Source organism: Microbispora sp. ZYX-F-249 (assembly GCF_039649665.1).
Taxonomy (GTDB): domain Bacteria; phylum Actinomycetota; class Actinomycetes; order Streptosporangiales; family Streptosporangiaceae; genus Microbispora; species Microbispora maris.
On the sequence record NZ_JBDJAW010000045.1, the window covers coordinates 1 to 15746 of the forward strand.

At 72.8% G+C, this 15746-nt stretch carries 15 protein-coding genes; 10 read left to right on the top strand and 5 right to left on the bottom strand.

Translation table 11 applies throughout. From position 1 onward, the window contains the following. Window positions 1–62 precede the first annotated feature (62 nt). The 6 genes from AAH991_RS34040 (at window position 63) to AAH991_RS34065 (ending at window position 5536) form a co-directional block, all read left to right on the top strand. Window positions 63–728, top strand: coding sequence for a DUF5941 domain-containing protein (locus tag AAH991_RS34040; RefSeq protein ID WP_169986224.1), 666 nt, complete (start codon window positions 63–65; stop codon window positions 726–728). A 93-nt stretch (window positions 729–821) separates the two neighbouring features. Next, a complete protein-coding gene (locus AAH991_RS34045) occupies window positions 822–1553 on the top strand; it encodes a phosphocholine cytidylyltransferase family protein (RefSeq protein WP_346230040.1) in 732 nt (243 codons plus the stop codon). A gap of 44 nt (window positions 1554–1597) precedes the next feature. Then, the gene (locus AAH991_RS34050) at window positions 1598–2638 is read left to right on the top strand and encodes an iron-containing alcohol dehydrogenase family protein (RefSeq protein WP_346230086.1); all 1041 of its coding nucleotides are present in this window, start codon (window positions 1598–1600) and stop codon (window positions 2636–2638) included. Next, window positions 2616–3374 (top strand): CDP-alcohol phosphatidyltransferase family protein, encoded by a 759-nt coding sequence (locus AAH991_RS34055; protein ID WP_346230041.1) that lies wholly within the window; start codon window positions 2616–2618, stop codon window positions 3372–3374. Before AAH991_RS34050 ends, AAH991_RS34055 begins: the two co-directional genes overlap by 23 nt. Before the next feature lie 180 nt (window positions 3375–3554). Further along, a complete protein-coding gene (locus AAH991_RS34060) occupies window positions 3555–4436 on the top strand; it encodes a glycosyltransferase family 2 protein (RefSeq protein ID WP_346230042.1) in 882 nt (293 codons plus the stop codon). Between the two features lie 170 nt (window positions 4437–4606). Then, the gene (locus tag AAH991_RS34065) at window positions 4607–5536 is read left to right on the top strand and encodes an ion transporter (protein WP_346230043.1); all 930 of its coding nucleotides are present in this window, start codon (window positions 4607–4609) and stop codon (window positions 5534–5536) included. A gap of 19 nt (window positions 5537–5555) precedes the next feature. Here the strand turns inward: AAH991_RS34065 and AAH991_RS34070 are convergent, their stop codons facing one another. Next, the gene (locus AAH991_RS34070; protein WP_346230044.1) at window positions 5556–6305 is read right to left on the bottom strand and encodes an acetoacetate decarboxylase family protein; all 750 of its coding nucleotides are present in this window, start codon (window positions 6303–6305) and stop codon (window positions 5556–5558) included. A gap of 148 nt (window positions 6306–6453) precedes the next feature. Between AAH991_RS34070 and AAH991_RS34075 the strand changes: the two genes are divergently transcribed. Next, window positions 6454–6834 carry a YciI family protein gene (locus AAH991_RS34075; protein ID WP_346230045.1) on the top strand — a complete coding sequence of 127 codons (381 nt, stop codon included), beginning with the start codon at window positions 6454–6456 and terminating at the stop codon, window positions 6832–6834. Next, the gene (locus tag AAH991_RS34080) at window positions 6818–8074 is read left to right on the top strand and encodes an RNA polymerase sigma factor (protein ID WP_346230046.1); all 1257 of its coding nucleotides are present in this window, start codon (window positions 6818–6820) and stop codon (window positions 8072–8074) included. Before AAH991_RS34075 ends, AAH991_RS34080 begins: the two co-directional genes overlap by 17 nt. Here AAH991_RS34080 and AAH991_RS34085 read toward each other — a convergent pair. Beyond that, window positions 8050–8697 (bottom strand): response regulator transcription factor, encoded by a 648-nt coding sequence (locus tag AAH991_RS34085; protein ID WP_346230047.1) that lies wholly within the window; start codon window positions 8695–8697, stop codon window positions 8050–8052. The genes AAH991_RS34080 and AAH991_RS34085 overlap by 25 nt on opposite strands. After that, on the bottom strand, window positions 8685–10667 hold the full coding sequence (locus tag AAH991_RS34090) for a sensor histidine kinase (protein WP_346230048.1): 1983 nt from the start codon (window positions 10665–10667) through the stop codon (window positions 8685–8687). Before AAH991_RS34090 ends, AAH991_RS34085 begins: the two co-directional genes overlap by 13 nt. A gap of 143 nt (window positions 10668–10810) precedes the next feature. Between AAH991_RS34090 and AAH991_RS34095 the strand changes: the two genes are divergently transcribed. Then, window positions 10811–11161, top strand: coding sequence for a hypothetical protein (locus tag AAH991_RS34095; RefSeq protein WP_346230049.1), 351 nt, complete (start codon window positions 10811–10813; stop codon window positions 11159–11161). Beyond that, window positions 11158–11856, top strand: a complete 699-nt coding sequence (locus tag AAH991_RS34100) for a hypothetical protein (protein ID WP_346230050.1) — start codon at window positions 11158–11160, stop codon at window positions 11854–11856. The genes AAH991_RS34095 and AAH991_RS34100 overlap by 4 nt, the downstream gene beginning before the upstream one ends. A 7-nt stretch (window positions 11857–11863) precedes the next feature. Here the strand turns inward: AAH991_RS34100 and AAH991_RS34105 are convergent, their stop codons facing one another. Next, window positions 11864–13000, bottom strand: coding sequence for a glycosyltransferase (locus AAH991_RS34105; RefSeq protein WP_346230051.1), 1137 nt, complete (start codon window positions 12998–13000; stop codon window positions 11864–11866). 67 nt (window positions 13001–13067) lie between these two features. After that, window positions 13068–15518, bottom strand: coding sequence for an acyltransferase family protein (locus tag AAH991_RS34110; RefSeq protein ID WP_346230052.1), 2451 nt, complete (start codon window positions 15516–15518; stop codon window positions 13068–13070). Window positions 15519–15746 lie beyond the last annotated feature (228 nt).

Consider the following 15746-nt stretch of genomic DNA (forward strand, 5'->3'; position numbering starts at 1 on the left):
TGCCGGGTCGTCTGCGCGCCTCCGGCACGACGAAACCCCGAGCGGCCAGGCGAGGGGGTGGCATGAGCCGGCGCCCGCACGAGACCGACCGGAAGAGCCGCGGCGCGATCGCCGTGCACATGATCCCGGTGCCGCGCAGCGTCGTGGTGGCCTACCGGGACGACGGCCCGCTGTCGAAGGCGATGGGGCTGCTCGTCGCCGGGCAGCTCCCGCCGCTGCCGCCCGCGATCGCGGGGGCCTTCGTGACCGCCGTGCTGCTGGTGCTGGGCATCGCCGGGGCCGACGATTTCGCGGTCTTCGCCCCGGCGGTGGCCCTGCTGCTGGCCGGGGCGGGCAGCGCCCACCGGCACGACGGCCGGCTCGACTGGCTGGCGCCCCCGATCCTGCGGCTGACCGAATACGGCTTCATCGCCTCGGCCGGGTTCGCCCGTTCCGTTCCACCGGTGCTCGTCGTCGCGCTGCTCGGCGCGATGGCCTTCCACCACTACGACACCGTCTACCGGGTGCGCCAGCACGTGTATCCGCCGCCGTGGCTGGCGACGGCCGGGCTGGGCTGGGACGGCCGGATGCTCGTCGTCGCCCTCGGCGGCCTGCTCGACGTGATGACCGCCGTGTTCGTGCTGCTCGCGCTCTACCTCTGGGGCCTGTTCGGCTGGGAGAGCCTGACATGCTGGCTCGCCGCCCCCCGCACGCCGGACGAGGCCGTGGAACCGGCACCCGCCGATTAACGTCAGACCAACGGTGGATTACCCAAGCGGGGTGCCGAGCCAACTAACCTTTGGGGTTACTGTCTGACGCTCGACCTCAAGGAGTGCGGGAAATTGCTCGGAATGGTGCTGGCCGCCGGAGCCGGACGTCGCCTGCGGCCGTACACCGACACGCTGCCGAAGGCGCTGGTGCCGGTCGACGGTGAGACCACGATCCTCGACATCGCCCTGCGTAACCTGGCGGCCGTGGACCTCCGCGAGGTCGTGGTGATCGTCGGCTACCAGGCCCAGGCCGTGCGGGAACGGCAGGCCGACCTGGAGCGGCGCCACGGGGTGACGCTGACGCTCGTCCACAACGACAAGGCCGAGGAGTGGAACAACGCCTACTCGCTGTGGTGTGCCCGCGACTACTTCGCGCAGGGCGCGCTGCTGGTGAACGGCGACACCGTCCACCCCGTGTCGGTGGAGCGGACTCTGCTGGCCGCCGAGAACACCTCCGACATCCTGCTCGCCGTGGACGACGTGAAGTCGCTGGCGGACGAGGAGATGAAGGTCACGCTGGAGGACGGCCGGCTGAAGCGGATCACCAAGCTGATGGACCCCGCCGAGGCGTACGGCGAGTACATCGGCGCCACGCTGATCCGGCCGGGCGCGGCCGAGCGGCTGGCCGACGCGTTGAAGGCCACCTTCGAGCGCGACCCGCAGCTCTACTACGAGGACGGCTACCAGGAGATGGTCGAGCGCGGCGAGAAGATCGCCGTCGCGCCGATCGGCAAGGTCGAGTGGGTCGAGGTGGACAACCACGACGACCTCGCGAAGGCCCGTGAGATCGCGTGCCGTTACTGACTTCCGCGGTCTTCTGAGGAGTTCGCATGCCGATTCTGGCAAGGATGCTCCCCGCGCCTCTCACGATGGAGGTGCGGCGGGGCGCGATCGCGCAGCTCGGCACCCTGCTCGCCGACAGCAGGGTGGCCACCTCCGGCCGGGTCGCGGTCGCGGTCGGCGTCGGGCAGGGCGACCGCATCGCGGAGGTCATCGCGCCGTCGCTGGGTGAGGCCAAGGTGCTCCGGGTGGCGGACGGCACCGTGGACGCGGCCGTGTCCCTCGGCGCGGACCTGCGCAAGGGCAACTACGAGGCGGTGGTCGGCGTCGGCGGCGGCCGGACGATCGACGCCACCAAGTACGCCGCGTCGCTCGCCGGCATCCCCATGGTCGCCGTGGCCACCAACCTCTCGCACGACGGCATCTGCTCGCCGGTGGCCTCGCTCGTGTACGAGGGCGGCAAGGGCTCGTTCGGCGTGCCCATGCCGCTGGCGATCATGGTGGACCTCGAGTTCGTCCACGACGCCCCGCCCGCGCTCGTACGATCCGGGATCGGCGACGTGCTCAGCAACCTGTCGGCCATCGAGGACTGGCAGCTCGGCAACAGCGAGCGGGGCGAGCCCATAGACGGGCTGGCGATCTCCATGTCGCGCACGGCCGCCGAGGCCGTGCTCGGCCGGCAGGACACGATCGAGTCGGACGCGTTTCTGACCGTGCTCGCCGAGGCGCTGATCCTCTCGGGGATGTCGATGGTCATCGCGGGGTCAAGCCGTCCGGCGAGTGGTGGCGACCATGAGATCCTTCATGCCGTGGATCAGCTTTTCCCCGGCACTTCCAATCACGGTGAGCTGGCGGGCATCGGCGCGGCGTTCTGCTACTTCCTCCGCGAGGACGCGCACCGGCTCGGCCAGGTGACCGGCTGCCTCAGGCGGCACGGCCTGCCCGTCGCACCCGGCGACGTCGGCCTCACGACCGACCAGTTCACGGCCGCGGTGATGCTGGCCCCCAGCACCCGGCCCGGCCGTTACACCATCCTTGAGCACCTCCGGCTGTCGGAGCACGAGGTCCGGGGGAGAGTTGAGGACTATGTCCGCGCCGTCGGTCGCTGAGCTTCGCGCGGTCGCCCAGCCGCAGACCACCATGGACCGCCGCAGCGGCGAGCACTGGGCGGGCCTGCTGTACATGCGGCGTCTGTCCATCTACGCCACCTGGCTGCTGGCCAAGACCCCCATCTCGCCGAACCAGGTCACCGGCCTGATGATCGTGTGCGGGGTGGCGGCGGGCGCCGTGCTCGCCCTTCCGGGTCTGTGGGCGGCGCTGGGCGCGGCCCTGCTCATCCAGGTCTACCTGCTGCTCGACTGCTCCGACGGGGAGCTGGCCCGGTGGACCGGCCGCACCTCGATCACCGGGGTCTACCTCGACCGGGTCGGGCACTACTTCGCCGAGGCGGCGCTGCTGATCGGGCTGGGCTTCCGTGCCTCCGAGACGCTGCCCGACTGGTACACGGTCATGGGCGTGGCGGCGGCGCTCGGCGCGATCCTGATCAAGTCGGAGACCGACCTGGTCGACGTCGCCCGCGCCCGCTCGGGCCTGGTGGCGACCACCGAGGCGGCGGCGCAGCAGTTCACCTCGCCCCGGCTCGCGCTGGCCCGCAGATTCGCCGCGGCGCTGCGGTTCCACCGGGTGATCCAGGCCGTCGAGCTGTCGCTGATCGTCGTGGCCGCGGCGGTGCTCGACAACTGGTTCTCCGCCACCCGGATCCTCGTGGTCGCCTGCGTCGTCATCGCGGGAGTCCAGCTTCTGCTGCACCTCGTCAGCATCCTCGCGTCCCGGCGGCTGTCATGAGCGCGCCGGTCCCCGCGTGGCATGCCGATCGGTCGTACATTCGCGGTTGGGTAGGGGTTTGGTGGCAGTTCCGATACCCTTGTCCCACGGTAAACCAGGCAGATCCCGGATTGCCCGGCCATACAGACTCGGTGATCATGAAGTCGTGTGTAGTGCGCCCCATGTCGAGGCAGTGACGCGGTGAAAATCTCCTGTGTCATCCTCACCATGGGCAACAGGATCGCCGAGCTCGACCGGGCGGTGGAGTCCGCGCTCACCCAGACCGACGGCGACATCGAGGTGGTCATCGTCGGCAACGGCGCGGACGTGCCGCGGCTGACCGTGCAGCCGCTCCCCGGCTCCGCCGCCACGATCAAGACCGTACGGCTGGAGCGCAACGCGGGCATCCCCGAGGGACGCAACCGCGGCGTGCAGGAGTGCTCCGGCGACATCGTCCTGTTCCTCGACGACGACGGCTGGTACGCCAACGCCAAGGTCGCCGCGCACGTCCGCGAGCGGTTCACGCACGAGCCCGACCTCGCGGTGATCAGCTTCCGGGTGATGGACCCCGAGGGCGGTTCGGTGCAGCGGCGGCACGTGCCGCGGCTGCGGGCCGGCGACCCCGAGCGGTCCTCCCCGGTGACGACCTTCCTCGGCGGCGCCTGCGCCATCAGGAAGTCGGCGTTTCTGCAGGTCGGCGGGTTGCCGGAGAAGTTCTTCTACGCCCACGAGGAGACCGACCTCGCCTGGCGGCTGCTGGGCGAGGGGTACCGGATCGAGTACGACGCCGAGACGGTGATGTACCACCCGCTGGTGCTGCCGTCCCGGCACACGGATTTCTACCGGCTGAACGCCCGCAACCGGGTGTGGCTGGCCCGGCGCAACCTGCCGTGGCCGCTCGCGCTGCTCTACCTGCTCAACTGGGTCGTGCTCACGCTCGTGCGCGAGCGCTCGATGCCCGCGATCAGGGCGTGGTTCCGCGGCTTCTTCGAAGGACTGCGCGAGCCGGCGGGCGAGCGCCGTCCGATGGCCTGGCGCACCGCCTGGCGCATGCTCCGCCTCGGCCGCCCGCCCATCGTCTAGGTGTGCCGGCGCGGACGCCGCCGGCGGCTGCCGGGGCGTGGGCCCGGCGCCGGCGCGGCCGGGCGCGCGTTGCGTGAGTGGCAGGCGGTCGACGCCCTGCGGAAACCATAGTTAACCCCAAATTGTAAGATTTCGGGCGTTTCTTCTGCCTGATCTTCAGGGGTGTGGGCTTGCCCGTTTTCAACCGCGAACGGCTCCGCGTCATCGTCGACTCTCCGGTCTTCCAACGTGCGGTCATCGCCGTCATCGCGCTGAACGGGATCGCGCTCGGGCTGGAGACGTCGAACGAACTGGCCGATCGCCACGGCACGACCTTCCTCGTGATCGACCGGGTCATCCTCGCCGTTTTCGTCGTCGAGATCATCCTGCGGATCGTCGTCCACGGCAAGGCGTTCTTCCGTGACCCGTGGAGCTGGTTCGACCTGGTCATCGTCGGCATGGCCCTCGTGCCGGCCTCGGAGTCGGTGTCGATCCTGAGGCTCTTCCGGTTCCTGCGCGTCCTGCGGCTGATCTCCGTGGTGCCGGGCATGCGGCGGGTGGTCTCGGCGCTGTTCGCCGCGCTCCCGGGGCTGGCCTCGGCGGTGGTCCTTCTGCTGCTGTCGCTCTACACCGCGTCCGTGATCGGCGAGCAGCTCTTCCACGAGGCGGCCCCGCAGTACTTCGGGGATCTCGGGCGGTCGCTGTTCACCATGTTCACGGTTCTCACGGTCGAGAACTGGCCGCAGGTGGCCGAGGACGTGATGGCGAAGGAGCCGCTGGCGTGGATCTTCTTCGCCACGTTCATCGTGATCACGGCGTTCTTCGTGCTCAACCTGCTCATCGGTGTGATCGTCTCCGCGATGGAGGCCGAGGTCAACGCCCAGCGGTGGAAGGAGGACCAGGAGCTGGAACTGGAGCAGCACATCGTGGTCATGAACGAGATCAGGGCGCTGAGCGAGAAGGTCGACCGGCTTGCGGCCGCCCTGCCGATGTCCGCGGACGACCGTTCCGCGCACGCCGACGCCTCCTCGGGGAGGGACCGCTGCACCTGCGGCCATGATCCGTTACACGGCGGCGAGGCGTCCCGGGCCGAGACCGACGACCGGCGCCGGGGCGGGTGAGGGCGCCGCGGGCTCGGCGTCACGCGCGTCCCGGCTCCTCGAAGGTCATCGACACGCGCTCCGCGGTGGCCGTCATCAGGGCCCGCCGGGGCAGGCCGAGCTCGCTCAGCTCCTTGGCGATCGGGTGGTTGCCGAGGCGGATGAGCGCGCCGCCCGGCCGCCAGCGGACGCCCCGGGCGCGGGCCGTCCAGGGGATGCGGCGGGTGACCCCGTCCAGGTGGGCGTAGGCGTCCGGCACGGGAAGCGTCTCCCCGAGCAGCGGCACGGGCGTCGCCGGAACGCCGGGCCTGAGCAGCAGGTCGACGACCATCCGCCCGTCCTTGCGCAGCAGGCACCGCTTGTACGGCGAGCCGAGCCGCAGGTCGACGTCGGCGAGCTCCTTGGGGAAGCCCCAGATGGTCCTTCCGGCCTCCAGCGTGAACGCCTGGTCGACCGGCAGCCAGTGGACGAAGGCGCCCGTGCCCGCCCCGCGCAGGTCCTTCAGCCCGGCCAGCGGTCCGCGGCTCGGCGGGGGGCCCGCGTCGGCGGGCCGTACGAGGAAGGTCACCCCGAACTCGTTGTAGGAGCCCAGGTCGGAGTCGTGATAGCGGACGAACACCAGCGAGCACAGGGCCTTGCCCGGCAGGACCTCGGTGACGTCCATCCTGGAGTACGCGAGGACCGCGCGGGCGGCGTCGGCCCGCACCAGGTAGGCGGCGAGGCACACCGAGGCGTCGCGCACCTCCACCGGCGTCTCGACCCCGCGCCCCTGGACGACATGGCTTGCCATGGTTCCAGTACAGCAAGACCGGCGGCCCGGCGACAGCCGTACGGCGGCAAGGTTGTCCCAGACCTGGTTTCCGGCGGATGTCGAAACCGGGGGCGGCCGTTCGTGTAGAAGGTGAACGGGCCCGCGCCGGGTGGGCCCCGCCGAGGAGGTGTACGAGACGGTGAGGCACTACCTGCTCAGCATCCAGCAGCCCGACGGCGGGACGCCCCCGCCGGAGGTCCTGGAGCCGATCATGCGGGACCTCGCGGCCCTCAACGGGGAGCTGCGGGCCGCGGGCGCGTGGGTCTTCTCCGGAGGGCTGCACGATCCGGCCACGGCCACGGTCGTGCGGGCGCGGGACGGCGAGGAGCTCGTCACCGACGGGCCGTACACCGAGGGCAAGGAGCACGTCGGCGGGCTGACGATCATCAAGGCGCCCGATCTGGACGCGGCGCTGGAGTGGGGCCGCAAGCTCGCCCGCGCGACCACGCTCCCGGTGGAGGTGCGCCCGTTCGCCGGGGTCGTGGAAGGCGATGACGACCTCGCGTAGTGCGGCGTCCCCGGACGTCGAGCGGGTGTTCCGCGAGGAGTACGGCCGCGCCGTCGCGGTCCTGGTCCGCCACTTCGGCGACATCGACGTCGCCGAGGAGGCGGTCCAGGACGCGTTCGCCGAGGCGGTGCGGCGCTGGCCACGCGACGGGATGCCGCCGAGCCCGGCCGGCTGGATCATCACCACCGCCCGCAACCGGATGATCGACCGCCACCGGCGGGAGTCCCTGCGCGAGGACCGGCACGCGCGGGCGGTCCGGCTGCACGCCGCCGAGGACGAACCAGCCGAGGACGGGCCGGACGAGGAGGGGCCGGTGCACGACGACCGGCTCCGCCTCATCTTCACCTGCTGCCATCCGGCGCTCGCCCCCGCCGCCCGGGTCGCGCTGACGCTGCGCCTGCTGGGCGGCCTCACCACGGCCGAGATCGCACGCGCGTTCCTGGTCCCGGAGCCGACCATGGCCCAGCGGCTGGTCCGGGCCAAGGCCAAGATCCGCGACGCCGGCATCCCGTACCGTGTGCCGCGCGAGGCCGACCTGCCGGAGCGGCTCAGGGCCGTGCTCGCCGTCGTGTACCTGATCTTCAACGAGGGGCACACGGCGAGCGCGGGCGACCGGCTGGTCCGCGAGGACCTGTGCGCGGAGGCCGTCCGGCTCGGCCGCCTGCTGGCCGCGCTGCTGCCCGGCGAGCCGGAGGTCATGGGGCTGCTCGCGCTCATGCTGCTCCTCCACGCGCGGCGCGACGCCCGCACCACCCCGTCGGGCGACCTTGTGCCGCTGCCCGATCAGGACCGCGGCCGGTGGGACCGCGCCCTCACCGCCGAGGGCCAGGACATCGTGCGGGCGTGCCTGCGGCGCGGCCGGCCGGGGCCGTACCAGATCCAGGCGGCGATCAACGCCGTCCACGCCGACGCGCCGACGGCGGACGCCACGGACTGGCGGCAGATCCTGAGCCTGTACGACCACCTGCTCGCCCTCGCCCCGAGCCCGGTGGCCGCACTGAACCGCGCGGTCGTGGTGGCCGAGGTCGACGGGCCGGAGGCCGCGCTCGCCCTCGTGGACGCTCTCGACCTGAACGGCTATCACCTGTTCCACGCGGTCCGGGCCGACCTGCTGCGGCGGCTCGGCCGGGCCGAGGAGGCCGCCCGGGCGTACGAGGCCGCGATCGCCCGCACCCGGAACGCCTCCGAGCGGGCCTTCCTGGACCGCCGCCTGCGTCAGGTCCGGGAGCGGTTGAGATAGAGCAGGACGGCCAGCACGCGGCGGTGGTCCTCCTCCGAGCCGGGCAGGCCGAGCTTGGCGAGGATCGAGCTGACGTGGGTCTCCACCGTCCGGTCGGTCAGGTAGAGCCGCCGGGCGATGCCGACGTTCGTACGGCCCTCGGCCATCAGCGCGAGCACCTCGCGCTCACGGGCGCTGAGCGACGCCAGCGGGTCGGCGGCCCGGCGTACGCCGATGAGGCGCGAGACGACCTCGGGGTCGAGGGCGGAGCCGCCGGCCGCCACCCGGCGCAGCGTGTCGAGGAAGTCGTCCACGTCGAAGACGCGGTCCTTGAGCAGGTAGCCGAACCCGCCGCGGGACACCAAATCGACCGAGTGCCGGGTCTCGACGTGCTGGGAGAGCAGGACGATGCCGAGGCCGGGGTGGGCGTCGCGGATCCGCCGGGCCGCCCGTGCGCCGTCGTCGGTGTGGTCGGGCGGCATCCGGATGTCGGCGATGACCAGGTCGGGCTCGGCGGCGTCGACGGCGGCGACCAGCCCGGGAGCGTCCTGGGCCTTGGCCACCACCTCGTGCCCGGCGCCGGCGAGCAGCCGGGCCAGACCCTCCCGGAACAGGGCGGAGTCCTCCCCGATCACGACGCGCACGGCAGCACCGCCTCCACCGTCGTCCCGCCGCCCTGCGGGCTCGACAGCCGCAGCGCGCCGCCCGCCGCCCGGACCCGGTCGGCCAGGCCCGCCAGCCCGGCGCCCGGCCGCATCAGCGCGCCGCCCCGCCCGTCGTCGCTGATCCGTACGGTGACGTGGTCGCCGGCCCGGCTGACGCGCACGCCGATGGCGGCGGGGCCGGCGTGCTTGACCGCGTTCGTCATCGCCTCGCTCGCCACGTAGTAGGCGGTCATCGCCACGTCGTCCGGCAGGTCGCCGGCGGACACGTCGAGCGCCACGGGCACCGGGACCTTGCCCGCCAGCATGACCAGCGCGTTGCCGAGACCGTCGTCGAGGCTGCTCGGGCGCAGGCCGTGCGCGATCTGCCGCAGCTCGGTGACCGCGACGGCCAGCTCGGCCACCCACTCGTCCAGCAGGGCGTCGACGTCGGCCGTGCCGTCGCCGAGGTGGCGCTGGGCGAGCCGGATCGCCATGCCGAGGGACACCAGGCGCTGCTGGGCGCCGTCGTGCAGGTCGCGTTCGAGCCGCCGCCGCTCCTCGTAACCGGCGTGCAGCAGCCGGGTCCGGCTGGCCTCGGCCTCCTCGAGCGCCCGGCTCACCTCGATCCGCAGCCGGACGACCTCGATGAGCAGGGCGCTCGCGCCGGCCGCCTCGCGCAGCAGCTCGCGGCTCCCGGTCCGGCCGCGTACGATCGCGCCGATCTCGTGTCCCCCGAGCCGTACGGGTGTCACGGGGGAGTCGCCGGGATCGACGGGGGCGCCGGCCGCGTCGACCAGACCGGTGGCGCCGGGGATCCGGTAGCCGACGCGCAGCGCCCGGTCGCGCAGCGCCTCGCGCAGCGCCGCCTCCAGCTCCTCCGGCCTGGCCTGCCCGGCGTGCATGCGGTCGCGCAGCCGCGCGACGGCGGTCAGCACGGCCTGCCGGGCCGGGTAGAGCCGCCGGTCCACCCGGCGCTGGAGCCGGACGCGCAGCGGAGACAGCGCCGCGGCGCAGACGGCGGTGGCGGCGGCCGCCGCGACGGGTGAGCCGCGCCCCGCGCCGAGGCCGGCGAGGAACGAGGCGGCCGTGTAGAAACCCAGCAGGATCGTGGTGACCAGGCCGTAGGTGACGGCGGCGCTGATCGCCCGGTCGACGTCGTAGAGGTCGTGGCGCAGCATCGCGATGGCGGACGCCGCCGGGATCGCCACGGCCGTCGCGGAAAGGCCGAGCACCGCCAGGTCGGGGCTGCCGAGGAAAAGGTAACCGACCCAGCACAGCAGCAGCGTGAGCGGCAGGAAGACGGCGCCGAGGGCGAACCACTTGACCCGTGCCCGGCTCACCTCGTCGTCCGCGCGGCGGTAGCGGATGACCATCGCCGCCGCCGACGTGATCAGCAGCCCGAGGAAGACCGGCAGCAGCGCCACACCTGCGATCTCCAGCATCGGCAGGTACGCCCGCGGAGGCCGCAGCAGGTGCGGCGTGCCCTCGAACGGCGGCGGATACGCATCGGGGACGCACGCCGCGATCAGCATGAACAGCACGGGCACGACCAGCAGCCCGGCGACGGCCCAGCGCCAGCGCCGTCCCGGCAGTTTGCCGTCGGGGAAGACGAGCATGAGCAGCGCCGCCGGCACGTACAGGAACATCCAATTGCCCTGCGACAGCGCCGCGTAGACCTCGGTGAACAGCCCCCGCCGCATCGCCAGGTCCGCGTACGACTCACCGGCCGCGACATACACGGGCGCCGCGCCGGCCAGCACCAGCAGCAGGCCCACCACGCTGTGCGGACGCCGGGTGGCGACCAGCACGCCGAGCACGACGGAGGGCAGGGCGAGCGCGATGCCGATCGCGAACGCCATGCCGTCCAGCACCACCGTCCCGCCGCCCGCGACGGCCGGCGCCACCGGGGCGGCCATCAGCGCGCACACCAGCGTCGCGGCGGCGTACGTGAGCAGACGGGGGAGTGCCACGAGCACACCGTAGGCCGCGCGGCGGCCGGGGTGAATACGTGCCAGCACGGAGATCGGACCAGCGCCGGCCCGGATCCGCCGGCGGGGCCGGCGCGCCCACACTGCGAGACATCCGCATCCGGTCCCGCAGCTCGGGAGGCACAGTGAAACGCTCCGTTCCCCTCATCATCGGCCTGGTCCTGGCCGCTCTGTTCGGTCTCGGCGACGTGATCTCGGTGCCGCTGGGCGACGGCGAGCACCCGCCGTTCGCGGTGGCTCTCGCCGACGGCGTGCTCGGCCTGATCACCGTGGTCGGCGTCGTGCCGGCCTGGCGCGGCAGCCGCGCCGGGGTGGTGGCCGTGATCGTCACCCGGCTGCTGTCGGCGCTCAGCGCCGTGCCGGCGTTCTTCGCCGATGGAGTCCCGGCGCCGGCCATCGCGGTGGCCGCGGTCGGCATCGCGCTGACGCTCGCCTGCGTCGCGTTCCTCGCCCCGGCGCTGCGCTCCCGCGCATGACCCCCCACCTGCTCGACCGAGGAGAACCCGCGGAGACGGCTCCGTCGCGCACTCGTCATCTGCCGCTCGCCCTGGCGCTGTTCACCGCGCCGTGGGGCTTCGTCGCCGCCAACGGCGCCTACGCCTGGGCCACCCGCGCCGGAGGGGACGACAGCACCGGGGCGAACACGCTCGCCCTCGTGGCGGCCCACCCCGGCCTGTATCGCCTCAGTACGGTCGCCGCCATGCTGGGGAGCCTGCTCATGGTCCCGGCCATGCTCGGCGCGAGGCGCCTCATCGGCGACCGGAGCCGCAGGCTCGGGGCACTCGGCGCGACCCTCGTGGCGGCCGGGTACATGTGCTACTTCGCGGTCGCCTTCGCGGGGATCACCGACATCGTCATGGCGGAAGGCGGTGGCCGTGCCGCCGATTACGCGGCGGTCATCGACGGCACCCAGAGCGAGCCGATCGGCATCTGGGTGTTCCTGCTCTTCGCGCTCGGCAACCTCGTCGGCACGCTGCTGCTCGGGCTGGCCCTGCTACGCGCCCGTGTCGTGCCGCTGTGGGCCGCCGCCGGGGTCATCGCGTGGCCGCCGCTGCACGTTATCGGGCTCGTGGCCGGCACCGAGTGGTTCGAGGTCGCGGGCGCGATCACCCAGGCCGCCGGCCTCGCGGTCACGGGTGCGCGCCTGCTGTCCGCGTCCGGCCGGCCCTGAGCGGGGGTCAGGCCGGGACCGTACGGCCGGGGCTCAGGGCCGGCACCGTGTCCGCGGCCTGGGCCCACCGCTCCAGCAGAGCGACGAACGCGCCGGCCACGGCGGGCCAGTGATGGTGGTTCAGCGCCTCGACGTAGCCCCGGGCGCCCATCGCGGCCCGCCGTTCGGCGTCCTCGCGCAGGCGGAGCACGGACTGCACGACGGCGCCGGCCACCGCGCCGACGTCGCCGAACGGGACGATCGTCCCGCAGTCGACCCGCCCGACCAGGGACGCCGCCCTCGGCAGCGGGGTCGTGACGACGGGGATGCCGCGGGCCATGTACTCGACGACCTTCGTGGGCGTCGACTCACGGTAGTTCGGCACGTCGTGCAGCAGGGACAGCCCGGCAAGGGCGCCCTCGGCCATCCGCAGCGCGTGGTTGTTGGGGACGTATCCGAACCAGTCGAGCAGCCCCGCCCGCTGCGCGTCGCGCAGCATGGGACGCACCGCCGCGTCCGCCGGTCCGATCAGGTCCAGGCGGATGCCGTGGGGCCGGAGCCGCCGGGCGATCTCCACCATCTCGGCCGCGCCGCGCGCCAGGGAGATCTGCCCCACGTAGACGACCCGGGAGTCCCCCGGCGGCGCGGGCGGCGCCGGCGGCACGTACGTGTGGTTGGGCACCACGGGGTGCGGGCCGGGGAAGCGCTCGCGGTAGGACTCCTCGGCGAGGATCAGGTGGAGACGCCGCTCGGCACGGCCCTCGACCGCGCGGATCAGGGGCGGCAGGACGGTCCGCAACGGCCCCGGCAGGTACGCCTTCGCCCGCAGCGCGCCGATCGTGTCCTCGTGGACGTCCCAGACCGTGGGCGGCCGTCTGCGCGGCAGCGCGAGCAGCAGCTCGATGTCGTGCACGAGCAGCAGGTCGGCGTCCCGCACGGCCCTGCGCAGGGCGGAGGCGGCGGCCCGCAGCGCCTTTCCGCGGTGCAGGCCGACCGCCCTCGGCACGTCGACGGCCCGGATGCCCGGCCGCGGCGTCACGTTGCAGTGCGTGAAGGGCGCGACGAAGGTCACCTCGTGCCCGGCGTCGAGCAGCGCCCCGATCTGCCGGTGGGTGATCCGCGCGTCCTCCGGGTGATGGACTGTCGTGCCGACGCATACCCTCATGAGGGGAGGCTGACCGTGCCGTCCGAAATGACCGGATGCGCCAGGTGAATGCCTCCCGAAATGAGGCTTAACTTCCGGTGCTCACCGGCTTCGGCGCCTGTCCGCTCGGCCGCCGGTACAGCCATGTCAGCCGGGGTTCGAGCAGCCACTTGAACGCCGCACGGGTCACCGGCAGGCACAGCACGATGGCCAGGGCGAAGCCCGAGGCCGCGATGGCCGCCACCCCGAGCGGGCCGTACAGCCAGGGGAAGCTGACCCAGCCCATCTCCTTGGCGATCATCACCGGCACGCCGTGCAGCAGGTAGCAGTAGAGCGTGCGGGTGCCGAGGTCGGTGAACCACGTCTGGCGCCGGGGGATGAGCGACATCACGGCCGCCGACATTGCCAGCGCGGCGACCAGCAGGCCGGTGCGCAGCAGCATGCCCTTCCACCAGACCAGGTGGAGGTCCTTGTAGCTGTCCTTGTAGTAGATCGGGCCGAGCTTGACCGAGTAGTTCTTCACCAGGAAGATCGCCACGCCCGCGGCGCCCAGCAGCACGACCACCGACAGCATCATCACCCAGCGCTGCTTGAGGAAGTCGAAGACCTCCGGCTTGAGCACGAGGCCGAGGACGAAGAACGGCAGCAGCCCGAAGAACCGGTCCATGCTGAAATCGCCGGACAGCTCGGAGAACCCGGCGAACAGGTACACGGCGACCGAGATGAGGAACGGATGTTTCATCCGCTTCCACACAGGCGTGGAAAGCCGCCAGAACAGCAGCGCGAGCAGATACCAGTTCAACCACGCCGGATCCATGATGGTGAGGCTGAACTTGTGCCCGAAGGCGGTGCGCAGCAGGGCGTACCCCACCTCGACGATCACGTACGGCACCAGGAACGTGTCGACCAGCTTGTTGGTCTTCGCGTTCGAGTTCCAGAAGTTCCTGGACAGGTAACCGCTGATGATGACGAACAGCGGCATGTGGAAGACGTAGATGAACAGGTACGTCGCCCGCGCGGAGTCGGCCGCGAGCGTCGGGACCAGCGCGTGCCCGATCGGCACCAGGGCGATGCCGACGAACTTCACGTTGTCCAGGTAGGGATCGCGCGGCTTCTTGGCCCGGGGCGCGGGCTCCTGCTCGGGCTCGTTGTCCAGTCCGTCGTTCCGTCCCTCGCCGCGGGCGAAGGCGTCGTCCGGGCGGAGGGGCACCTCGGCCCAGGCGGGCAGCGGGGCGCGCAGCGGCCTGCCGAGCGGGCCGGTCTGGCGGGGGTCGCCCGGGCCGCCGGTGTCGTCCTGCGAGGAGCGCCGCCAGGGGTCGAACCGGGCGGGGTCGGCCTCCTGGCCGGGCCACGCGGGAGCGGGCGCCTCCGGCGCGGACGCGGAGCCGAAGGCCGCGTTCGGAGCGGCCCCGGGGAAGGCGTCCGGGAAGTCCCGCCCGCCGCTCCGGCCGCGGGTGGTCTCGGGGAACGGCGGCGCGGCGCCGAAGGGGTCGTCCGGTGGGAAGGCCGGGCCGACGCCGGACGGTGGAGTGTCGAGGAAGGGGTTCGCGGTCCTGCCCGCGGCGGCGGCCGGCTGCTGGGGGAATCCCGGAGGCTCGGGGAAGCTCGATGGAGGCTCGGGGAATCCCGGAGGCTCGGGGAACGGCGGCGCGGCGCCGAAGGCCGGCGCCGGGAAGGCCGGGGAGTCGCCGAACGGCGGCGTGGGGGCGTCGGAGCCACCCCGCAGGCCCGAGCCGTCCCGCTGGCCGAAGCCGGGCTCGGTGCCGGCGCCGTCCGGGTGGCCGAGGCCGGACGACCGCCGGCCGCCGCCGGGGAAGGCGTCCGACAGGTTGCGTGGACCATGCTCGGGGAACGCCTGCGGCCGGGCGGGGCCGTCGGAGGCGGCCGCCACACGCGGGACGCCCGGACGCTCCTGGCCCCGGCCGAAGTAGTCGAAGCCCTCGGCCTGCGGGGCGGACGCGGGCGGCATACCCAGGCGGGAGGCGCCCGGCTTGCGTGGCTTCCGTACGGGCAGGGGCTGCTTCTCGTACGGCGTGTCCTGCGACGCGGCACCGGCCGGCGCGGAACCGGTGGGTGCGGAGCCGGTGGGCGAGGCGCTCTTCGGAATGGAGCTGTGCGGGATGCCGCCGGGGCCTTCCGCGCCGCGCGGTTTGCGGGTGGGCAGGGGCTGCTTCTCGTATGGCTTGTCGTAGGAAGCGGTGCCGCCGCGCGCTTCGGCGGCCGGCCCTGCCGCGCTCCCCGGAGCACTCTCGTCGCTTTCGTGGCGTCCGTGCGCGGGTGCGGCCGTGCTCTCGTCGACGGGGGCGGACAGGACGCTCTCGTGGCGCCCGTGCTCGGGCCGCTCGCCGGCCGGGCCACCCGCGCCCTGCTCCCCCTCGGGATCGCCCGCGGGCTTCGGCTCTCGCCGCGGCAGGCCGCCGTCCGGAGCCGGCCAGTCTCCGGTGATCCGGCCTATCACTCCGGTGGGAGCCTCTTCGGCATCGGGGTCGTTGCCTTGCGGGGATCCGGGAACCGGGGGGTGATGGCGGGTGTCACTCACGGGAGAAACGCTCAGCTATCTGTTGGAGGCTCGGGGGGAACGGCCACGCCTGGCGTAGCGTCGCCGTGTCCTTTCGGACACTAGCGAAGGCGCCCCGGCGCATCAGCCCGAACGGGCGAACAGGGCGCGTTCGCCAGGTGTTCACCCTAACGTTCTTGAGGACTGATGTCGCCTCTGGGGCCGAACGTAACGGATGTGACGTTGTCGTGGTCCTCCGTCAGAGCACCG